This window comes from Sulfurisphaera ohwakuensis (genome assembly GCF_009729055.1).
In the GTDB taxonomy this organism is placed as follows: domain Archaea; phylum Thermoproteota; class Thermoprotei_A; order Sulfolobales; family Sulfolobaceae; genus Sulfurisphaera; species Sulfurisphaera ohwakuensis.
Genome location: NZ_CP045484.1, coordinates 208079 through 229489, shown reverse-complemented (window position 1 = coordinate 229489; position 21411 = coordinate 208079). Strand labels below are relative to the sequence as shown.

General features: G+C 32.3%; 20 protein-coding genes, 5 tRNA genes and 2 pseudogenes. 8 read left to right on the top strand and 19 right to left on the bottom strand.

Features of this window, described 5'->3' with window-relative positions; genetic code table 11:
* Positions 1-87: 87 nt before the first annotated feature.
* The 10 genes from D1869_RS01415 to D1869_RS15610 form a co-directional block, all read right to left on the bottom strand.
* Positions 88-780: an ABC transporter ATP-binding protein gene (locus tag D1869_RS01415; protein ID WP_156013610.1), complete on the bottom strand. Its 693-nt coding sequence runs from the start codon at positions 778-780 to the stop codon at positions 88-90.
* Positions 777-1910, bottom strand: a complete 1134-nt coding sequence (locus D1869_RS01410) for an ABC transporter permease (protein ID WP_156013609.1) — start codon at positions 1908-1910, stop codon at positions 777-779. The genes D1869_RS01415 and D1869_RS01410 overlap by 4 nt, the downstream gene beginning before the upstream one ends.
* Positions 1907-3133 (bottom strand): ABC transporter permease, encoded by a 1227-nt coding sequence (locus D1869_RS01405; protein ID WP_156013608.1) that lies wholly within the window; start codon positions 3131-3133, stop codon positions 1907-1909. The genes D1869_RS01410 and D1869_RS01405 overlap by 4 nt, the downstream gene beginning before the upstream one ends.
* Positions 3130-5601, bottom strand: coding sequence for a COG1361 family protein (locus tag D1869_RS01400; protein ID WP_156013607.1), 2472 nt, complete (start codon positions 5599-5601; stop codon positions 3130-3132). The genes D1869_RS01405 and D1869_RS01400 overlap by 4 nt, the downstream gene beginning before the upstream one ends.
* Before the next feature lie 75 nt (positions 5602-5676).
* Positions 5677-5862 (bottom strand): NAC domain-containing protein, encoded by a 186-nt coding sequence (locus tag D1869_RS01395; RefSeq protein ID WP_156013606.1) that lies wholly within the window; start codon positions 5860-5862, stop codon positions 5677-5679.
* Positions 5863-5918: 56 nt separating this feature from the next.
* Positions 5919-6605 carry an ABC-2 family transporter permease gene (locus D1869_RS01390; RefSeq protein WP_184650958.1) on the bottom strand — a complete coding sequence of 229 codons (687 nt, stop codon included), beginning with the start codon at positions 6603-6605 and terminating at the stop codon, positions 5919-5921.
* Positions 6606-6660: 55 nt separating this feature from the next.
* On the bottom strand, positions 6661-7575 hold the full coding sequence (locus D1869_RS01385) for an ABC transporter ATP-binding protein (protein ID WP_156013604.1): 915 nt from the start codon (positions 7573-7575) through the stop codon (positions 6661-6663).
* 59 nt (positions 7576-7634) lie between these two features.
* Positions 7635-8441 (bottom strand): hypothetical protein, encoded by an 807-nt coding sequence (locus tag D1869_RS01380; RefSeq protein WP_156013603.1) that lies wholly within the window; start codon positions 8439-8441, stop codon positions 7635-7637.
* Entirely contained in the window at positions 8428-8697 is a 270-nt protein-coding gene (locus tag D1869_RS01375; protein WP_184650959.1) for an IS1/IS1595 family N-terminal zinc-binding domain-containing protein, read from the bottom strand. Before D1869_RS01375 ends, D1869_RS01380 begins: the two co-directional genes overlap by 14 nt.
* Positions 8698-8793: 96 nt before the next feature.
* Positions 8794-8922 carry a hypothetical protein gene (locus tag D1869_RS15610; protein ID WP_260311073.1) on the bottom strand — a complete coding sequence of 43 codons (129 nt, stop codon included), beginning with the start codon at positions 8920-8922 and terminating at the stop codon, positions 8794-8796.
* 348 nt (positions 8923-9270) lie between these two features.
* Between D1869_RS15610 and D1869_RS01370 the strand changes: the two genes are divergently transcribed.
* The 5 genes and pseudogenes from D1869_RS01370 to D1869_RS01350 form a co-directional block, all read left to right on the top strand.
* Entirely contained in the window at positions 9271-10326 is a 1056-nt protein-coding gene (locus D1869_RS01370) for a hypothetical protein (protein ID WP_156013601.1), read from the top strand.
* 10 nt (positions 10327-10336) lie between these two features.
* Positions 10337-10783, top strand: coding sequence for a hypothetical protein (locus tag D1869_RS01365; RefSeq protein ID WP_156013600.1), 447 nt, complete (start codon positions 10337-10339; stop codon positions 10781-10783).
* Entirely contained in the window at positions 10780-10962 is a 183-nt protein-coding gene (locus tag D1869_RS01360; protein WP_156013599.1) for a hypothetical protein, read from the top strand. The genes D1869_RS01365 and D1869_RS01360 overlap by 4 nt, the downstream gene beginning before the upstream one ends.
* Before the next feature lie 148 nt (positions 10963-11110).
* Positions 11111-12769 carry a hypothetical protein gene (locus D1869_RS01355; RefSeq protein ID WP_156013598.1) on the top strand — a complete coding sequence of 553 codons (1659 nt, stop codon included), beginning with the start codon at positions 11111-11113 and terminating at the stop codon, positions 12767-12769.
* Positions 12770-12921: 152 nt separating this feature from the next.
* Positions 12922-13117 (top strand): annotated as a pseudogene (locus tag D1869_RS01350) (transposase); the annotation flags it as partial.
* Between the two features lie 894 nt (positions 13118-14011).
* Here the strand turns inward: D1869_RS01350 and D1869_RS01345 are convergent.
* The 5 genes from D1869_RS01345 to D1869_RS01325 all read right to left on the bottom strand — a co-directional run bounded on the left by D1869_RS01345 (position 14012) and on the right by D1869_RS01325 (position 16503).
* Complete coding sequence (locus D1869_RS01345) at positions 14012-14767, bottom strand: hypothetical protein (protein ID WP_156013597.1); 756 nt, start codon at positions 14765-14767, stop codon at positions 14012-14014.
* A 360-nt stretch (positions 14768-15127) separates the two neighbouring features.
* Positions 15128-15228 (bottom strand) — tRNA-Leu (locus D1869_RS01340).
* A 41-nt stretch (positions 15229-15269) separates the two neighbouring features.
* A tRNA-Ser gene (locus D1869_RS01335) sits at positions 15270-15381 on the bottom strand.
* Between the two features lie 33 nt (positions 15382-15414).
* Positions 15415-16317, bottom strand: a complete 903-nt coding sequence (gene speE / locus D1869_RS01330; protein ID WP_156013596.1) for a polyamine aminopropyltransferase — start codon at positions 16315-16317, stop codon at positions 15415-15417.
* Positions 16318-16503 carry a 50S ribosomal protein L37e gene (locus D1869_RS01325; RefSeq protein ID WP_010978307.1) on the bottom strand — a complete coding sequence of 62 codons (186 nt, stop codon included), beginning with the start codon at positions 16501-16503 and terminating at the stop codon, positions 16318-16320. It abuts the gene before it with no gap.
* An 89-nt stretch (positions 16504-16592) separates the two neighbouring features.
* Here D1869_RS01325 and D1869_RS01320 point away from each other — a divergent pair, with 89 nt between their 5' ends.
* Positions 16593-17294: a peptidylprolyl isomerase gene (locus D1869_RS01320; RefSeq protein ID WP_156013595.1), complete on the top strand. Its 702-nt coding sequence runs from the start codon at positions 16593-16595 to the stop codon at positions 17292-17294.
* On the opposite strand, the gene D1869_RS01315 is transcribed toward D1869_RS01320, so the two are convergent.
* Positions 17284-18336: an NAD(P)-dependent glycerol-1-phosphate dehydrogenase gene (locus D1869_RS01315; RefSeq protein ID WP_156013594.1), complete on the bottom strand. Its 1053-nt coding sequence runs from the start codon at positions 18334-18336 to the stop codon at positions 17284-17286. The two genes, D1869_RS01320 and D1869_RS01315, sit on opposite strands and share 11 nt — an antisense overlap.
* Before the next feature lie 79 nt (positions 18337-18415).
* On the opposite strand from D1869_RS01315, the gene D1869_RS01310 reads away from it, so the two are divergent.
* A complete protein-coding gene (locus D1869_RS01310; protein WP_156013593.1) occupies positions 18416-20329 on the top strand; it encodes a beta-CASP ribonuclease aCPSF1 in 1914 nt (637 codons plus the stop codon).
* A 55-nt stretch (positions 20330-20384) separates the two neighbouring features.
* Positions 20385-20459: transfer RNA gene (locus D1869_RS01305), tRNA-Val, on the top strand.
* A gap of 28 nt (positions 20460-20487) precedes the next feature.
* On the opposite strand, the pseudogene D1869_RS15265 reads toward D1869_RS01305, so the two are convergent.
* The 3 genes and pseudogenes from D1869_RS15265 to D1869_RS01290 form a co-directional block, all read right to left on the bottom strand.
* A pseudogene (locus D1869_RS15265) lies at positions 20488-20571 on the bottom strand (putative integrase); the annotation flags it as partial.
* A gap of 480 nt (positions 20572-21051) precedes the next feature.
* A tRNA-Tyr gene (locus D1869_RS01295) sits at positions 21052-21144 on the bottom strand.
* Between the two features lie 138 nt (positions 21145-21282).
* Positions 21283-21375, bottom strand: a tRNA-Ile gene (locus D1869_RS01290).
* Positions 21376-21411 lie beyond the last annotated feature (36 nt).

The window sequence follows — 21411 nt, the reverse complement described above, 5'->3', positions numbered from 1 at the left end:
AAATTATTTAGTAATTTTAAATTTAGAAAAAATCTATGAACTAATTCAATAAGATTTCATGATACATATTACTGCCTAATCATTAGGTTATAACTTGTCCTCAATTCTTTCAATTTTCCCATCTCTTATGTAAACTATTCTATCACAATTTTTCAGCATCTCTAAATCATGTGTAGCCATAACTATGGTTATCCCCATCTCATCTTTTATCTTTTTAAATAGATCAACTATAGCCTTTCCAGTATTTACATCTAAGTTTGCAGTAGGTTCGTCAGCAAGGATCAGCTTTGGTTTAGTTACTAGAGCTCTAGCTATTGCAACTCTCTGTTGTTGTCCTCCAGAAAGTTGCGTTGGTTTTTTATTCCTAAGCTCATAAATTCCAGGGACTAAGTTTAAAACTTCCTCAACGATCTTCTCTCTTTCCTTCTTTGATATCCCAGAAATAATTAAAGGCAGTTCAACATTCTGGTACACTGTTAAAAAGGAAATTAGGTTATATGACTGAAAGACATAACCAATATATTTATTCCTAAACTCGGATTTCTCCTTCTCACTTAAGTAAGTTACATCCTTACCCTCAAGAATTACATGGCCTTCAGTAGGAGAATCCATTAAACCAATAATATTCAGCATTGTAGTCTTTCCAGAACCTGAGGGTCCCACTAGGGCTATAAATTCTCCTTCTTCAACATTTAAATTAACGTCTCTTAATGCAACCCATTCATTACTCCCAGACTTATATACTTTACTTACATCTATAAGCTGAACAGCATGTTTCATCTCATCACCTCTGAGGGTGTTAACTTAAATACTCTAAATATAGGATAAATACTACCTATATTTGAGGCTAATAGACTTAAAATAACTAGCTCTACTAACTGAATCGGGTAGTAAACTGGGGTATAAGTAACAGTTTTAGTAAGCATTATATTTTCGGTAATGTAATAACCCACAATTAGACCAGCAATACCGCCTACTGCCCCAAGTATAAAACTTTCAAGCAAATAAAGTAATGCTATATGGCTCCTCTTCATTCCTAAAGCCATCATTACTCCTATTTCTTTTAATCTTCTGTTAAAACTTATTGAAGTTATACTACCGTTAGTTATTATAGAAGTGAGTATGGCTATTATACTTAGGGAGACTAAATATACTGTGAAAGATGCATATTGTCTCGCTATAGCCGTAGAGGAAACACCAAGAGACTTAACTGTTGCATTAGGAAACACTGAAAGTATTTCGCTAGTAACATTTGAATTATATAGAGGAGATTGAGTCAGTATTATTAAGAAAGTGTAGTTTTTATCTCCAGTGAGCTTCTCAGCATATTGAAGTGAGGTGAAAAGGCAATTATATGAAGGGAAGAGGGTTGAGGACGAAACACCTATCCTCTGAAACACTGTATGAGAATAAGATATAACCCCACTTATATAGGTATATTTGGCATCTTTGTTTACGTATACCTTAACTAATGTACCAGGTGATATATGAATAGACGATGATGAAGGTATTACTAAACCAGAATAGTCAAATGTGGTTCCAGCTACAAGAGTGTAGGATGTGATTATACTAAGGTTATCAATACCTAACAAGTAAAAAGTGTAGTTCTGGGCATTAACTTCCACTTCTATAGTTTGATTTATTACAGGGTAAACTTGACTTACATATTTCATCGACTTAGCCACACTTACTTGTGAGTTTGAAATTGGGGATTTGGGATAAACTATCAAAAGGTTAGGACGGAGGAACTCAAAAAGCTGTTCTTCTTTGCTTACTATTCCTTGAGATTGAGATATTGCGATAAATGCGCTACTTATTCCTATTAAGAGCATAAATATAATTAAAAGAGAGTATATCCACCTTGATGATATATCGGTTATAGCCAGTTCAAATATGTCACTGAACTTCACATCTCACCCCTCCTTATGGTTTCTACTGGAGTCAACTTAATTATCCATACAATAGGGTATATACTTCCAAGTAATGCAGTAATAACTCCTAAAGAAAATAACTCCACCAATTCCTTTGACGAAAAAATTGGCGTGTAACTAAAGGCAGATGAAAACACATGAATATATCCCCCAAATAAGATGCTCAAACTTGTTCCTATAAGTGAGCCTATTAATCCGCCATAGAGTGCTTCTATAAGCTTCTCTACTGCTATATCCTTTCTCTTCATTCCTAAAGTCCTAAATATTCCAATATCTTTAACTTGACTAAAAGTTGAGAGTGTTAGAACTAAAGTTATCGATGCTACTGATATCACATCTGCAATTATACTGATAAATTGAGAAAGTCCTTGATTAATATTTATACTTTTAAGATATGCTTGTGCTAATTGTTCTGCAGATATTATAAGTAAGTTACTATAATAAATTGCAACTGATATTCCTTGAAATCCTACACCTTGAACTATAACTGTTGGGCCCAAGAAGGTCTTTATATATGATGTAACAAAGTTGTCATAAACCGGGTTATCTACTTTAATTACAACTAACTTGTACTGACTAATGCCAAGAGAGTCTTGCAAAATCGAGAGTGGAATAATAACATCTTTAGAAGAAATTGTGAAATCTAGCAGTTGTATAGTAGAGTAATTTATTATTCCTGTAATCCTGAGTTTAATAATGTGTCCAGAGATGTTTAGCTCTGCTTCCTTTCCAACTAAGTCAAAGGATTTAAAAAGTGTATAGGGAAGCATTATTCCAGCATTTGCTGATGTAGCTAGCTTTCCGTATACTATATCGTAGTCTCCTAAAATACTGTAATTTGAAATCCCTATTATAGTTATATTCCTCTTGTAGCCAGACAAGTCCATGCTTCCAGTTATGCATACTACTGGATATACTTCCTTAACGTGGGGTATTTTACTGAAATAGTTTATTAGTGTTGAGTTGAGCTGTATTTCGTGACCGTTAATTATGTTTACATTTCCTGCATTCTCCACAAGTACAGTATTAGGACCTAAATACAAGACATCTTGTTCTACAGTATTTATGAGGCCTTGAGTTTGTGAAACAAGAGTTACTGAGACTCCAGTAGCTATTGCCACTACCAAAATTATGAGTATTGATACTACTTTGTTACTGAAAAAACTTAGAAAAGCGATCCAGAATAAATCTTTAACTTTCACCTCTTCTCCACCTTTCTCACTAACAAAATTATTATAATTATTAGGACAATAACTACTGGGAATAACGGATTCTGAAGTAATATATCTACTGGAGAGGCTATTGAGGTTGTTGTAGACGTTGATGGGGGGGTTAAAGTAATTTGAATATTATATGTCTCAGTTACCTCTTGTCCCAAAGGTGTGGTATATATAATGTGGAGCGGAATCGTATAGTTTCCTGGCTTACCTACTACAGTGAATGATACAGCCTGACTTTCAGAGGGCTTTAGATCTGATACGCCAACAACTGAAGGCTCAATAAGGGTTATACCAGATGGAGGTAACGGGACTATTGTAACTGAAGATATACTAGCTGATCCACTATCGCCTACAAGAAAGCTAACACTAGTTGTGACCTCACTGGTATTTCCTTCAACCACAGCATAAGAGAGACCAGATATTAATAGGAGTGGTTTGCCTATGGCAAGTATTTTTAGTTGTCTAGTGAAGTTTAAAAACGCACCCTCATAATAGAACCTAAGCGTAACGTTAATTGGTTCAAGAAGCGAACTTCCGTTAGAGGGAGGTGCGAATTCTATATTTACATCTTTAGTAACAGTACTAAACGGACTTATTTCTTGAATTGGAACTATAGAAGGTGATACATATCCGTTAGGAGATGAAACTTCTAAGACAGCATCTAGTATGGGTGAGTTAAAGAAGCTCGATATAGTTATTTGAACTGAAGAGAGGTTACCATATTCTACAACTGAAGGAGATATACTAACCTCAAATTCTTGAGAGATTTCTTTTAAGGACTCAACTTGATAACTTAACGTAGTGGTATAGCTACTTTCAGTTCCTGAGGGGGTTAAATAGGACATACTAACTGTGATACTTAACGTATTAGAAGCAGTTGAAGGGATATTTAATATTATTGGAATACTTGCACTCTCTCCAACGAGTAAAGATTTAATATAAATTTGAGAACTACCTATCACACTTCCCTCAGAGGGGGTTATGTTAATTACAAGGTCATATATTGTCTCGCCTAAGTTGTTAGTGAATGTTAAATTAATCGTATTATCAATACCAGCGATCAAATCTAAACCGGGGTCTGAAACCACAATAGGCACTATTGGTTGGTATATTGTAAAAGCTTCGGAGATTGAAGTTACATTTACTATACCTTGTAATGTCATATAAGATATTGTGATGTTTGTTGTAATACTCTTTCCTTCTTCTGAAAATGGAGTATATACTAGAATAGTTATTTTACCCTCCTTTCCTGGTGCTAGATATGGTAAAGTAGTGGATGAAATTATGGGTATTGTATTCTCGCTAGCAGTTAAGTTATAGGCTGGTGCATTTCCTATATTCTTAACCGTAATTGTTATATTATCCTCTAACCCAGCGTAAAGTATGCCCTCGATTGAAACGACTTCAATGTTAGGCTGGTTATAAATATATAGACTTAAGTATCCTTTCTGTGTTATTATGCCCTTATTTGTGAACCACTCAAGTTCTACTGGAATTAGATAGGGAGAACTATTGGAGTCCAGGTAAATATTAAACTTAACTATTCCAGATACTGAAGTTAGTGGTACTGTTACGTAGATTTCAGAACCTCCAGTGAAGTTAGTAACGCCTAGAGGTAATTGTCCTATAATTCTTACAGCACTAACGTTATAAGGAGAGGAATAAATTAAACTTATTGTAGCATATTTTCCCACCCAGTTCCCCGTTAATGAGAATACTATGGAAGTATTAGATGGTATAATAACGGGAGTTTGTATCTCATGTATCCCCCTCATATACACTAATTTCATAGGTATAATATATACACCTGGCTGTGGAGGAGCATCTAATTCTATTGGAACTGTAACCTGTATTGATTGTTCAGGTTGAATTGAGGGCAAAATCTCGTAACTCTCAAAAAATCTCACCAATGATGTATTGTAGAAATATATATAGACTGGTCCACTTTCAACATTACCCGTATTTATAAGATTAATGCTTAAGTGATTGTTAGATATTAGGGCAGACTGTACAGAGATATTGACATAGCCATTAATAGCAACTTCAGCAGTAGTTTCATAGTAAACGTAATTTGCGTAATTTAGTGGTGTAACGTAAACTTGAATATTATAATCTCCTAAAGATGCTGAAGGACTTATATTAAGGTAGCCTACTAAGGTGATCGACTGACCAGGTTGCCAGTCAGATACGAAAACTGAGTTTATATAACCACAGAATGGATATGACGGAGTTGCGTAAACAGTTACATTCCCTACTGCATTTGGCCCATCATTGGTTACTGTAATTTCTATGGGTACTTCTGTCATTCCTGCTGCTACTACATTATATCCCCATTTAGCTGTTGCAGTAAAGCTTTGTGAAGAATTATAGGCTAATGAAAAAGTAGAAAGTAATAGAGATGGGATAAGAAATAGAAATATTACTAATAATAGTTGACTTCTCTTTCTCATATGCTTTTATAGTTTTATATTATTATAAGTTTAATCATAAGCAAAAAGAATGTATAAAGATGTTTTTTGCCTATTTTAATCTTTCCTTTCTTCTATGATCACTAATATGTCAAAGCCAAGAAATGATACCTTAGATACATTAGGATTAGTCAGTATAATTTTCTCTCCCTTATCAGTCTCTATTGTAATCTTCATAATACCTGATAGGCTCTCGGCATTTATACCCTTAGCTCCTAATATTTTTGAAATATCGATTGTCATCAAATACTAGTTAGCACTAAGGTATTAATAAGCTTAGTCTTAACTTCATCTAATGTTTAAACGTCACTTAGCTGCCTTTTTTTATAAGTTATCATACTTACTATAACTCCAAATATTAGGTAGCTTACAAATATCTCAATACTTTCACTTAAAGATGGTGATGAGATAAACGGTGTTATATTTGGTTGGGCTAGAGCTAAAATAATCTGTAGTGCATAAGTTATGACGAAGAAAGGAGTCTTATGAAGGTCTTCCATTATCTGTTGTATTAAAGGAAATATTATTAGCAAAATAAATATTGAAATTGTTATTGAAATTGTAGGACTTTTTACAATTGCACTGAAAAGTGTCACAAAAGATAATAATGATAATACAGCTAAGAAGGAGACATACACTATTTCGTACCAGTTAGGAATTAAGTAATTATAAAGGACTATAGAAGTTCCGAAAACTCCAAGCATATAAACTAAGACTACTATTAGTGTTATAGTGACCGCTGAAATATACTTTGCTAAAAATATCTTTTCTCTACTTATAGGTTGTGTTAGCATGTATAATCCCTCTTTAGAGAAGTCCCTCGAGATAAGATCTCCTGCAAACATTGAGCTGAGAATTATGAAAAGAATTTCAGAATACGCTAAATTAGCTTCAGTAAATAAGTATACGGAAGTAGGTTTTTGAACTATTCCAGCCTCTATAAGCATGGTATTAATAAGTGATACAACTAGAGCCAAAGGCAACATAACTGAAAACCTTTTAGTTCTAATATAGAAAAGCAAATTGTATTTATATATGTTATTAAACGCTCCCATCTCCGAACACTCTCAAAATTTTTACAAATGCTTCTTCCAAATTAGTCTCAACATCATAAAAATTCCTTACTTCGTATCTATCCACTAATCTTCTAAGTATTTCCCTTCTAGTTATTGCTGTACCATCAAATTCTAATTCAAAAGTCATTTTACCCTCTTGTCTCACCTCAGTAACTAAAGCTCCTAAAGTTCGTTTGATATCATCTAAAGGGATTTCATAGTTAAATTCAACCTTAACACTTTTAGGTCTAAACATTCTCTTTATATTATATATGGAACCATTGTAAATTATTTTTCCCTTATCCATAATGTACACATAATCACAAATATCAGATACTTCTGAAAGTATATGCGAAGAATAAAGGATTATCTTATCTCTTTTTATCTCTTTTATTACCTCTTTTATCTTTATTATCTCTACCGGATCTAATCCATCTGTAGGTTCATCAAGTACCAGAATTTTAGGGTCTTGTGCCAACAATGCGGCTAAATATGTTCTTCTTTTTTGACCTTTTGAAAGTTTACCACATCTCTGATTTAGAGAAGGAAGATCAAGCATTTTATTTAACTTTTCTATATCCGATATTTTACCTCTAAGACGTGCTGAAAAAGTTATAAATTCTTTAACGGTGAGAAAATCAGGAGGTTCTGGCACACTGACCAAAAAACCAACATCTTTTAATGCCTTCTCACGCTCCTTAAATACATCATAGCCATTAATCTTTACTGTACCATTATCTGGCACTACTAAAGTAGAAATCACCCTGAATAATGTAGTTTTCCCAGCACCATTAGGACCAAGTATTGCGTAACAACCAGGTTCCTTTATTGGAATATTAATGTCCTTCAATACCTTAATTTTACCATAAGATTTACTCACATGCTCTATGACTATACTCATCTTATTTTTATATTATGAGTTAACTTATAAAAATTGTATCTCAAATTTTTGCCTTTACGTCATTTAATTTCACTTTTCTTCAATAATATCACAAGGATTATTACTATAGCAATCATAACAAATACAATGAATACTAGAATATTAGAAGACAAATTATTGAACTCATGAGAAGTAAAGTTAGATGTAGTTTTAATAGAAGAAGTTTCTGTAAAAGCTATTACAGTAGTTGTTGATACTATATTACTTTGCAATAGATAAGATGGTAATGAAGCTTTTACTAATGTCACTGTAATGAATATTGACCCCAAAAAACTACTAGCATTCTCCACGAGTTTAATTACCACACCATTAGACTGGTTCACAAATATACATATAGATCCGGACTCACCCACTCCGACCCTATTTCCGTAAATCCTGTATGTTTGATATTTTATGCCTTCTATATCTATTACTTCTTTGCTCACATTATAGTAAGTACCGTTATTGTTACCGAAAAATTTCTCAGAGCGCAAGGATTTTAGTTCAGTACTATTAAGCATAGGGAAACCTTCACCTAACCCTATAGGTTTTATGTAAGTACCGTTATAGGCTTCCATTAAGATAACCTTTGATATGTTGAAATTAGTTTTTTGAGCAAAAGAGTAGAGATTCCCGATTCCTATTACAGAGAATGTTATCTCAGTAGAGGAATAATTTTTCAGATATAATATAATGGTAGCATTATAATTTTCTGTAATGAATGAATTTATTGTTAGATTTACCTGATAAACCAAGTAATAAGCATGTGAATAAGAAACTGTTATACAAATGGATATACCCATCAAGAGTATAAAGAGAAATATAAGCCCCTTTTTAATTATTCTCATTAATTTTCACCTCCTTTAGCCACTTATAGATAGTTGCTACTGGTATATTGAATTCCTTTGATACTTCTTTAACTGACTTCCCTTCTAGTATTATTCTAACTATCATATCCTTAACTTCCTTAGGATATCTGTGGAAAATTCCTCCCTTAACCCAATATTTATTACATGATTTACAATAATACAATTGTTTACCAGTCCTAGTTTTACCGTATTTTATAACATCTGTTGAACCACAATAAATACATCTAATTGCCATATTATAAATTATCATAGATTGCATATAAATTTTTGTAATAAGTATAAGAAGAAACAAGAAAATAACTAAAAAAATAATTATATCTTAGATCAGATTTTAAAGTGCTCCTAATAGTGCACCTATTAGAGCGTTTATTATCTCCATTAAGAGTTCTAATAATGCATCTAAAAGTTGCTCTAAAAGTTGTAGTATATTACCAAGACCTACTGCTTCTGTTGCCGCCATTTTTGGTCATTTTTCTCTATTTCAACAAACTATATAAATATTACTCTATAAAAAGCTGAAAATATACCGTTATCATTATTTTGATATGCACTGTAAAGTTGTACAGTAATATTTATATAGATATTCATAATTATACTTTCTTTTATCATATATTATAGCGTTTTTAATATTGTATTTATACTCTTTTTGATTATGTATAACATAGTCAGTTACAAATTATAATATTTTTTATTTCTACATATATTCTATTCAAATAATGGTAATGGTACTATGTCTATATTAATCTTTCTCCTATATAAATCTACGATCATAAAATTTTAAATACTTCTTCTTCTTACTAATTTACAAATGTCAAAGATCTCTTTAATTAGCACAATAATAATAGTTAATCTATTAATATTATCATCAGTATATTCAATCACCTCAACTATGCCTACTGGAAATAACATGCCGAAGCTTGATGAATTTTTACTTTTACCTATACTTGGTAACAAGATTTTATCTACTAGTACTAACGGGAATTTTACAAACTACGACTGGGCAGTAGGAGGATACTCAACACAAACAGGTTATAATCTTTACACAGTAGTTTGGCATTCAGGATTTAATATAAATGCTTCTAACTGTGCAATAGCCTATATGTTGAACATCCCGGTAAATATTTCTGGGTATCTAAATGTCAGCTTATATTTCCCAGGGTTCTGGATACCTCCCCCAGTAGAATTACAGTTTAATTGGATGTGGATACAAGATGCTGTAGAGATGTTACCAAATGGGAGTGTAGTTCCAGTATTAAACATATGGTTTATAGATAATTATCCACCGTTCTATGCGGTGATATATATTATATATGGAGGAATGAACATAAGCACTAACGGTCCATATAATGAAACAGTATATTATAATAATGGATGGATTATAGAACTGAATGGAAATAAAATTGCTGGGATTACTAATAAAGGAGTTATAGATTATCTTTCGTCTTCACAAGAGATAATAGCTACTTACTTTTTAGGCTTAATTTGGCCATGGACAAACGTTAGTGCTGCAAATCTAAGTATAAATTCAGTATCTACTAAAGTTTATACAGTCTTACCATCTGCGGGAATTGAAGTACATACAGGGTCTCAATATCAATTCGCAATAAATAATCCATACTTTGCTGCTCTGTTTAACTTTTATGTTAATGGTAAGAATACTAACTTATACTATGCACAGTCAATTAATATATCTGAAGACTATGGATTTATGGCAGGCTTATATCCACCACCAAACAATATATACGGGGGTTCAATAGGAGGAGAATATCTTGTTATAGGTACTCAGAATGGGATTGCATTAGTTGCACAAAGGTTAGGATTAAATTATCATATTACTGATGTTACCAATACCTCTTTTTATTAGGTGACATGAATTGAAGATATACGAAACTGGTGTTAAATATGAAAGAGCTTTTTTATATCTTTCAGTAAGTGCCGCACTATTTATTTTGATTCCAGTTTTTTTATCCATAAGAAATATTCCAAATCCTCTATTTACAATATTAGAATATGTTTTTGATATTTCATTCTTCTGTTTAATATTCTTTGGAATATTGACAGTGATTGCTATTAATAAAGGAAAAATAATAATTTATGATGATAAAATTGAGATAAGGAAGTTTAGGCATATTGTTCTACCCTGGAATGAGATAAAAGATGTTGATATTAGATATAAAAGTCTAGTAGTATCACCTATTACCAGAAAAATAATTTCAAGAAAGGCATTAGAAATATATACTATTTATGGAAAAACTTTTAGTATTGAAGTGCAAGATCCAGAGAAAATAATAAATATTGTGAGATCAAGAATAAAATTATGATAAGATTAGGTGAAAAACTAAAAGAAAGAGGCTATAATGCCATAGATATAGAAGTTAAAAACATATACATAGAGTTAGAAGGCGGAGAAACGATAAAAACAAAGCCTATGGCAACTGTTAGAATTGATGTGGACGATAAAAAGAAGATATACTTAATTATGGGAAGATTTAACATATAAAGTTAAAGTTTTATTTACATTATTGATTTTTAAAATATTCTGCTTTAGATAAAATATTTGAATGTCAATAAATATTAATATTTTATAGCTCTGTTGTGGCAAAGTTTCTTATAAAAAATTTTTTAAATATAGGACAGTAGCTATAATTATGAGAAGAATATATAATCTGGCTATTTTAATTATATTATTTGTTACTATTAGCACAATAATTCCTACTTATTATGCTTCAGTTACTCCAATATCATCCATACAATTTCAGCTTCCAGTAGTTGAAATAACTTCTGCAATTTCCTATGATCACGGATTAGTATTGACTCTAGAATACGTTAATCTCTCATCACTTCAAAAAGCACAATCTGAGCTTATAGTATATTTCATAAACTCTTCAATGAAGTATCAAATGTATTCCTCAACTGTAAGCTCAGTTTCGGGGATAATAAGCACAATATTAAATGGCCATTTGATAGTAATAGTTGAAAGTTCAAGTAATGGGAGACCTCAGTCTATAATATACAACTTTTCAGGTCTTCAGTTTCAAAATTACTACACACTTAACGGTCTAATACTAACGAACGAACCACCCTCATATAATTTAACTTACTTGTCGCTTATTCAATATTCATCTAATTTCACTCACGCAAATTATACAATCTTACTTCCTAATGAAAAGATAGTTTTTAAGGACGAGTTACCTCTTTTCGCACTTCAATTGCCAGAGGGAATTCTCGTATTATCATATAACGTCAGTGACACTTTTATTTCACAAAATCTTATAATCCCCTACAATCTTACTTTACTATCGCTTAGTGGAAAAGTACTCTGGTCAAAAATATATAACCTAAGCTACTATAATCCAGAGATTTTATTTGGCAATATATCTTTCTCTAGTACTCTTACAAACTATGCTATCATTGGAAATACACTATATCTCATTAACTATACAATAATAAAAAGTGATAATAGCTATACTATAGTAAATGAAAGTTTATTAGGAGTCTCACTCAATAATGGTAATATAATATATAACTTCCGTATTTACCCTAATACTGTAGGTTTGGCAAACGTTCAAAATAATCTTTATGGAATCGTACTACAGCATGAAGGAACTACTATTAATACTCCAGTAAAGTATATAATTATTCAAAAATATAGCGATGGGAAAATATATACTATAGCTAAGATACCATTTAAAGAGAGAACAGTTCTAAAGACTATAACAACTCCTGATGGTAAGACGATATCGTTTAACTATACTCAACCATTAACTAACGTTTTTATCTCTAATAATTTCATTCTAGTAAGTAACCCAGAAGAAGCTAGTATAGGAAGTAATATAACTGTTATATATAATGAAGTTTATTCCTACACTCTAGGTTTAGAGGTTACTCAATCACTTATATCTAATTCTATGATATTACTAGGAAACAGGTCAAGTGATTATTATATACTCTTCCTTAATACTAATGGCTCACTGAAATTTTATTATAATCTTGGAGAAATTTCTAATGTTAATTTACTTAATATAATTAGCTTAGTAGGGGTTAAGGTAGCAGAAGTTTCACCAATGTGTTATTACGTAGCATATACATCAACATATACCAATCCTTCTTCTCTAATGCCTAATATTCAAATAAATGTATACTTGATTACTTTTAATTCATCATCAACTATTCATATATCAACAACTTCCAATAACACTACTACACAAACTCATAACAACTTATCCGCTTCACTATTTATAATCCTAATAGTAATCGTTATTATAGTTATAGGTATTTTAATATATATTAATAGGAAAAGCTTCTAATAACTTTTACGACAAACATTATTTACTATCATTTATAATATCATAAAACAAGAAAGCAAACAAGTTAGATAATATCAATAGATAAAAAGGTTGTTAACTGAACGATAAGAGTCACTCAGTCACTCGTAATAACTGACAATACTATAGTGTGATCAGTTCTCCTTATAGGTATTTCTAAGAGGGATTATGCTGTTTTGAGGAGGGCTTTTTATCTTGCAGCTTTAACTGCTATTAGGGTTAATCCTATAATTAGGCGTTTTTATGAGGAGCACAAGGGAAAGTTGAAGGGTAAGAAGTTGATTATTGCTTGGACTGTATTATAATAAACCGTTCAATGTTAACGAGTGATAAAGAGAGCCTTGTTTTTCATAAGTAGTGTGGACTATGCTTGTTTTTTGATGGAAAGGTTCTTATACAGGAAGCTAACAGACCTGGTTTTGTAACCTAGGAGTATAAATAGTGCATCTCTAATCTGTTTTTGCATTTTACCATTATCATAGTATCGTCATTAGGGTATGAATTTATTAATTGATAAAAATCTCTATAGTGAAAAGGTGTTAAGAAAAGGTTTTATACACCCTGGTGTGAATATAGAAATATAAATACCCTAGCGACGACACTATGTACCATTATTACTAGTTTATGGATATTCACTTATATCATAAAAAATAATAATATTTATCCATGAACTAATAAAATATTTTTAATTTACTTCTTAGTTTTATTGTATATTGATAAAAATTTTTCATTTTACAAGAATAGAACTCTTACATGTTTTTAACGCAAAGACGCAATGGTTTTCCTATAAATTCTACTCTATATTCTTCAGATAGAGATAGAATGTTATTAGTTTTCTCAGTGGGGTTCTATTCATATTCTCTTTTGCCTTATTAATCGTGTTTTCTAATTTATCAATATCGCAAAGATCTAATCTTCTTCCCCCAAAGTATTTCTTTTCCTAACAAGATAGAAGTGACTTGCCTTATCTATATAGAATTATGATTAATTTTGACGGAATTATATACGATCATTGTTCCCAGAGCTAATAGTTTGCATAAGAAAGATTTTTTCTACTATCCAAAAGTAATAGTTCTCCTATTGAGATCCTTAATAATTATTTATACATTCCGCACCTTTTCTATCAATACATAAACTTAATGAGAAACCATGGTAGACTAACTAAAAAGGAAGAGGGATAAACTTCTTTCTTTTTAATACACATACATTTCTGCAAAGAAATTTTTATAGACTTTCACCAGATATCTTAAATTGTCCTACTTCCTCTGGTTCCTCATACCACTTAACTTTTCTACCAATTTTTGCTCTCATCTTCCACTTTAAGGATTTTGGCTCTTTCTCAATTTTTTCTTTTAGTATTCTAAGTTTTTCAGCTACATTTGATGGTGGATTAAATTCATTTAATAGTTTTTCTATGTTATCAGTAACAGTTGTATAAAATCCCCAGTCATCTGCGAGAAGTTTAGCAATATAATTTATATCAATAGTTTTCCCGTCATCATGATCACCTAGCTCTAAGTCTGTTAATAGAGCAAAAAGATCTTTTACATCATTTTCAGTTAATTTAATAATTTGCAATTTTGTTAGTAATAGATCAGAAGGAGGAATTGTATAAGGCATAATTGCTAATCTATCTTTTAGAGTAATTTTATGGCACATTTCAAAGACATCAAGAAAAACATCTACTGTAGAGTCTATCTTAGGATCATAAAACATTAATCTTCTATCACCATGTAAGGCATTAAAGCGTTTATTTCCTATCATTCCTACACTTTCTAATACTTCGCTTATTTTTTTACTTTGGCTAGAAATACCAAAGAAGTCAATATCTTTATATTTTCTCGCAAACACTTCACTACCCTTAGGAGCTAATATGGCAACTGCGGCTCCACCAATTAATCTTAGTATTACATTTTTCTCCCTAGCTTTATCAACTATTTCTTTTCCTCTTTCTAAGAGCTGCTCTTTAGTAATTGCTATTTCTTTTCACCACAAGTTTGGATAACACATGAGTATAATTTAAATATTAAAGGAACATGTAGAAAACAATGTATAATTTAATCCTATATATTCCAAAATCTTTTTAATACAACTTATCTTGAAATACCGATATATATTCAGTTTCTTTAACAAAATAGTGCATTTCCATTATGGTATTTTCATCAATGAAAATAAAAATAGTTTTCAAAACTACAACCTCATATACTTAATATGTAAATTTTTGTAACTATGTATGAGATAAAAATGCATTAATTAATTCCTTAAAGGTCTTCAGCATTTACCAAAATTCTTTGTCACATTAACATTAAACTCCATTTATATATTGAAACTATTAATAAATGCGGGGGGTGGGACTTGAACCCACGCAGGCCTATGCCATCGGGGATCTCACATATCTTGTCCTGAGCCCGACCCCTTTGACCTTGCTCGGGCACCCCCGCTTCTCTTATTTTATTGTTTTTTAAGGCTTAAAATTATTACGCGCCGGGGGCGGGATTTGAACCCGCGTGCCCCATAGGGGCAGTAGGTCGCCCGCCATCTCTAACGCCGGAAAGTCTCGAGCCTACCCCCTTAGTCCGCTCGGGCACCCCGGCAAGTATAAAATTTGAAAACATAAAATAAAAAGACTATGCTGGAACAGCTACTGGATTTTCTCTAGTCGAAATTTTATTTTCTTTTTCTAGTACTTCCCTTATATGTTTCGGGATACTAAACATTGTAATATGAGTTTCACCATCATAAAACCTAAGACTTCCTTCTATTCTTTCTTTAATTCTATTATTAATTTCTTCTTTACTAAATTCTGCTGGATTAACTTCATCTGAAGCATATACAAATCCCCATAAGCCGTCAAATGCCGGTACATATGTTATTCCAGCACTTACTTTTTTGAAAACATGTTTTATTGTATTATAAATTATGGAGAAGGTTTCTAAACTAAATGATGGAGAAGTAGCTTGTGTTACTATACCCCATTTACTTATTCTCTTAACTTCTTCATAAAATTCTTTAGTATATAGCATTTGGGAAGGCGAATCTTTTATTGGGTCCGTAAGATCAATAATCACTGCGTCAAAAGTCTCTTTTGTTTCTTTAATAAATTTATAGCCATCCTCTATGACTAATTTACTTTTGGGATTATCGAAAGCTCCTTGATGCCATTCTTGTAAATATTTTTTAGCAAAATCGATTACTACAGGATCTATATCAACCATAATAGCGTTCTTTACAGTTTTATGTTTAAGAACTTCTCTTAATGTTGCTCCTTCTCCCCCTCCTAATATTAGAACTTTTTCTGGACTACTTATAGATAAAAGTAATGGATGTACTAATGCCTCATGATATATGAACTCGTCAGTTATTGTAGATTGTATTTTTCCGTCTAATATTAGTGCTTTCCCGAATCTAGCTAATTCAACTAAAAGGGCTCTTTGATAAGGTGTTTTTTCTTCCGCAATCACTTTAGTTATAGCGTGTCCATGAAATTCGTATGGAGTTTGCCATTCTATATGCCAATGCCATTCATACATTTATACGAGCCTCAAACCATTAACTTTCTTATTTTGCCAATTATATCTTCTTATTTTCTTACTTCTTCCAAATCCGCATGCAGCACAATAGCCTTTTCTAACATTAAACGAATTCCTACCACATCTTCTGCATCTTACATGAGTTGGTGATTTGTTCATTTTTCCAAAAGAGGGCGTTCCTTTCATTTCATTAAAAACATTAAGATACTAAATTAAAACTTTAACCTTCTACTTAGCTTTATAAACTACAAGCCCTACAGATTTTAGATTAGAAAATGTTAAAAGATAAAGATTTTGTCTATATAGATTACATTGGAAAAGTAAAAGATACTGGTGAAGTGTTCGATACAACTATTGAGGAAGAAGCAAAGAAGGCTAATATTTATAATAAAGAAACTAAATATGCGCCTAAGCTAGTTATATTAGGCGAACATAATGTTATTCAAGGACTAGAAGAAGCATTATATCAAATGAATCCAGGTGAAGAGAAAGAAATTGAGATTCCTCCAGAAAAAGCTTATGGACCTAGAGACAATACTAAAGTTAAAACAATTTCCTTAGGAGAATTAAGAAGACAAGGTATAAATCCTTATCCTAATATGGTTGTAAGATTATCTAATGGTTCCTTAGCTGTAGTAAAAAGTGTATCTGGTGGAAGAGTAATATTAGATTTAAACCACCCATTAGCTGGCAAAACGTTAGTATATAAGGTAAAGGTTGTAAAAGTTTTAGAAAATGAGAGCGACAAAATAAAAGCATTAATAGAGAGATGGTTAGGCTCATCTTATGTTGATAAATTAAACATGGAGTTAGATGAGAAGAAAAATGTTAAATTCACATTGCCTAAAGAATTATATCTAGTTGAAGATATACAAATTAGAAAATATATGTTAGCAAAAGATATTATAAACTATGTATTACCAGAATCAACTGTAACATATATAGAGAACTATAACAAAGAAGTTTTTACTCAATAACTCCAGTCTCCTTAGCTATTTTTTCGGCAGCTTCCCATGTTAAACCCCTATCTCCTAGAATAGTGTATCTTTCTGGTCTTATAGTGTGAGCAATAGTCAATGCTTTTATAACTATTTCATCTGGAATTCCTAATTGTTTAGCCTTAGTAGGTAAACCAACTTTTTTCATCGCTTTCTTAATTTTTTTCCAATTTATACCATGAATATAGGCCATAAGAATTGTACCTAAAGCTACTAACTCTCCATGTAAAGCCTTATCTGGATATAGGATTTCGATAGCGTGTGCAAATAAATGTTCAGAACCGCTAGCGGGTCTTGTACTTCCAGCCATACCCATGGCAACGCCACTACTTATTAAAGCTTCTGTTAGAACTCTAACGCCAGCTCTGATGTCTTTATCAAGAATTTTAGCACAAGAAAGTGCGTGCTTGGCTGACATAAGGGCTAAGGATGCTGTATAATCTCCATAATATTCTCCCCTTAATTTAGCTGCTAATTGCCAGTCTCTTACAGCCGTTATTTTACCTATTGTATCACCTATTCCAGCATTAATTAGTCTTCTAGGTGCTGAAGCTAAAACATTTATGTCTGCAATTATCGCTATTGGGCCTTTTGCTTTAACAGAAGTAGGTTTTCCTAGACCTTTAATTGATGCAAATGGAGAGGTAATTCCATCATGCGAGGGGGCTGTAGGAAGGCTAACGAATTCTTTTCCAATTCTATAAGCAACATATTTTGCTACATCTATAATATTTCCTCCTCCAACACCAATTATTGTATTAATTTTAGAACTCTTAGCTAATTCTTCTACTTTATTTACTTCATCAATTGATGCTATTTTTACTTCAACGACCTCAACGCTCTCATCTTTAAAATTTTCTATGATTTTATCCGTAATAATTTTCCTAACTAGTGGACCAGTTACTACCAAGAAAGGACCAGAAAGATTAAGTGATAATATGTATTCTTTTATATTATCAATTATATCATAACCAATGTAAACTTTCTTTGGCAAGTCAATTATATGTTCCTTCAGCTCCACAACTTATATAACAAGCATTTATATATTAAAAATTACCATATCTAATTTGTACATCTACTTCTTATAGTTGGTGAAATAGGTGTCGTCTCTTAGATTAAACATAATAGCAACAATATATAATAATATACCAAAAGAGGCTGGAATAACAAAAATTGAGTTTGAAGGCCCAGAAATAGCAATATATGTTAGGAACCCAACAATATTGGCTGATAAAACAGAATTGTTCAAGAAAATTGCAAAGGACATTAGAAAGAGAATTGTGCTGAAAGCTGATGAGAAAGCAAGAAAAGATAAGAAAGAAACAATAGAGATTATAAAGAATATTGTACCAAAGGAGGCAGAAATTACAGATATAAAGTTTGATGATGAATTAGGTGAAGTACTAATAAAAGCTAAAAAACCCGGACTCGTGATAGGTAAAGGAGGAACAATCCAGAATAAAATATTTTTTGAGACTTTTTGGAGACCTATAATAGTAAGAGAACCGCCATTAAAATCTAGAACATATGATAGTATCTTAACACATATTTATAATGAGACTGAATATAGAGCAAAGATGTTAAAGGTTTTTGGTGAAAGAATACATAGAGAACTGCTATTCAAAGATAGAAATGTTAGGATAACTGCACTAGGTGGATTCCAAGAAGTAGGTAGATCTGCAGTACTTGTAGAGACTCCAGAAAGCAAAGTATTATTAGACGTAGGATTAAATCCAAGTGTAAGTTATGGAGAAAAATTATTTCCAAAGCTTGACATTGATCAAGTAAGACTTGAAGATATTGATGCAGTAGTAATAACGCATGCACACCTAGACCATTGCGGAATGGTTCCTTTATTATTTAAGTATGGCTATAATGGCCCTGTCTACACAACTGCACCCACAAGAGATATAATGGCATTAATGCAATTAGATGCACTAGATGTAGCGGAGAAAGAAGGAAGACCCTTGCCCTATACAGCCAAGGAAGTTAGGAAAGAATTGTTACACACTATAACACTTGATTATGAAGAAGTTACTGATATAGCTCCAGATATTAAACTAACATTCTATAATGCTGGACATATATTAGGCTCTGCTATGGCGCATCTTCATATAGGCGATGGAACACATAATATCGTTTATACTGGTGATTTCAAATATGCTAGAACTAAATTATTAGATAAGGCTAACGATGAGTTTCCAAGAGTTGATACTATAATTATGGAGACAACATATGGAGACCATGAACAAGAAAACAGAGAAGAAGCTGAGGCAAAACTTATAGAGATTATAAATAGAACCATTAGTAGGGGAGGAAGAGTACTAATCCCCGTTCTAGCTGTTGGAAGAGGTCAAGAAATAATGCTGGTTTTAAATGATGCGATGAAAAAGAAGTTAATACCAGAAGTACCAATCTATGTCACAGGTTTAGTTGAAGAAATTACAGCAATACATAATGCTTACCCAGAAATGTTAAGCAGAGAAGTAAGGGAAGCAATACTGTATAAGGATGAGAATCCGTTCATGTCGGAATTCTTCCACAGAATTGAAGGATATAGAGAAGATATTGTGCAAGGCGAGCCATCAATTATCTTAGCAACATCTGGTATGCTAAATGGAGGCCCGGCAGTAGAATTCTTTAAGACAATGGCTCCAGATAGTAGGAATTCGATAATTTTTGTGAGCTACCAAGCAGAGGGAACACTGGGTAGAAAAGTAAGTGATGGAGCACAAGAAATACAAATTATTGATAGAGATGGTAGGATTGAGAATATACAAATAAAGATGGAAGTCACAAGAGTGGAAGGATTCTCTGGTCACTCTGATAGAAGACAGCTTCTAAACTTCTTAAAGAATCTAAATGTAAAACCGAAGAATCTATTACTAAATCATGGCGAACCTGGCTCTATAGAATCTTTCAGAAGATTAGTAGAAAGAGAGAAAGAAAAAATTGGAATGAAAGGGACTAAAGTCTATGCTCCACAGATACTTGATAGCATAAGAGTAGTTTAAAACTAGGTAATTCTTAACCTATAATCTTTTAAATCTTAATTTAAAATATGATAATGGGCCCGTCGTCTAGCCTGGTTAGGACGCCGCCCTGACGCGGCGGAGGTCCTGGGTTCAAGTCCCAGCGGGCCCATGTGGGGGATTCTTACACCCCCAATTCCATTTTTCAATTTGATACATGATTCAACAACATCAGCTAAAGAACCAACGTAAGTTTCTTTTATCTCACCGTTTATCGTTTCCAATTTATATATATAATACCGTCTTTTTCTTTTGCATATAATATAGCTGCCATATTTATAGCGCGTCTTTTATTTCGTCATTTTCCGTCAAGTATTATGGTTGACAATTCGCATTTAAAAGCTTTGGCAACTCATAAAATTTTGCCGTAAAAATGTGTGGAGCCGAAAGAAGATATAAAGAATCCACGTTAGTAGTAATTATGTTGTAACATATGAGAGTAAAAGGGAAAAAGCTTGATCATAGTTTAATAAGCAATGCTATCTATAAAATTTTCTTAATATAGAATAGAAAATATTTCGCTTTAAATCTAGAAATATAAGAAATTAATTCATTGCTGAGAAATCTCATATTACTTCTTTAACGTATAATATGAGTAAAAAGTAGAGGAATAAACGGTTTAATTTAACTAATTCATCATAATTAAGACTCACTTTAGAATTGATCAATTCACTAACTGTTAAGAATATGTAACAAAAATAAAGTCCCGCCGCGGGGACTTGAACCCCGGACCACCCGGTCACCGCGTGCCCTCCTTCCCTACAGCCGGGCGCTCCACCGGGCTGAGCTACGGCGGGACTATCATCAATATTTCAATACATCTTTACTAATAAACTTTACCATAATAATCCGCGTTTTCTCATTGATGTTTTTTAAATCCTCTACCTAATACGAGCTTTATGATTAACCTACAACAAATAGTTAAGGAATAAAGATGGGCCCGCGGGGACTTGAACCCCGGACCACCCGGTCTCTCAAGAGAAGGATCTTTATGAGCCGGGCGCTCTACCGGGCTAAGCTACGGGCCCAATAAACAAATATGCTAAAATGATTTAAAAGAGTTA

Bases quoted from the DNA above. Each gene is read 5' to 3' on its own strand.
- D1869_RS01415 (WP_156013610.1), bottom strand. From the start codon at position 780: ATGAAACATGCTGTTCAGCTTATAGATGTAAGTAAAGTATATAAGTCT.
- D1869_RS01400 (WP_156013607.1), bottom strand. From the start codon at position 5,601: ATGAGAAAGAGAAGTCAACTATTATTAGTAATATTTCTATTTCTTATC.
- D1869_RS01395 (WP_156013606.1), bottom strand. From the start codon at position 5,862: ATGACAATCGATATTTCAAAAATATTAGGAGCTAAGGGTATAAATGCC.
- D1869_RS01390 (WP_184650958.1), bottom strand. From the start codon at position 6,605: ATGTTGCCTTTGGCTCTAGTTGTATCACTTATTAATACCATGCTTATA.
- D1869_RS01385 (WP_156013604.1), bottom strand. From the start codon at position 7,575: ATGAGTATAGTCATAGAGCATGTGAGTAAATCTTATGGTAAAATTAAG.
- D1869_RS01380 (WP_156013603.1), bottom strand. From the start codon at position 8,441: ATGAGAATAATTAAAAAGGGGCTTATATTTCTCTTTATACTCTTGATG.
- D1869_RS01375 (WP_184650959.1), bottom strand. From the start codon at position 8,697: ATGGCAATTAGATGTATTTATTGTGGTTCAACAGATGTTATAAAATAC.
- D1869_RS15610 (WP_260311073.1), bottom strand. From the start codon at position 8,922: ATGGCGGCAACAGAAGCAGTAGGTCTTGGTAATATACTACAACTTTTA.
- D1869_RS01370 (WP_156013601.1), top strand. From the start codon at position 9,271: ATGTCAAAGATCTCTTTAATTAGCACAATAATAATAGTTAATCTATTA.
- D1869_RS01360 (WP_156013599.1), top strand. From the start codon at position 10,780: ATGATAAGATTAGGTGAAAAACTAAAAGAAAGAGGCTATAATGCCATA.
- D1869_RS01355 (WP_156013598.1), top strand. From the start codon at position 11,111: ATGAGAAGAATATATAATCTGGCTATTTTAATTATATTATTTGTTACT.
- speE (WP_156013596.1), bottom strand. From the start codon at position 16,317: ATGTATGAATGGCATTGGCATATAGAATGGCAAACTCCATACGAATTT.
- D1869_RS01325 (WP_010978307.1), bottom strand. From the start codon at position 16,503: ATGAAAGGAACGCCCTCTTTTGGAAAAATGAACAAATCACCAACTCAT.
- D1869_RS01320 (WP_156013595.1), top strand. From the start codon at position 16,593: ATGTTAAAAGATAAAGATTTTGTCTATATAGATTACATTGGAAAAGTA.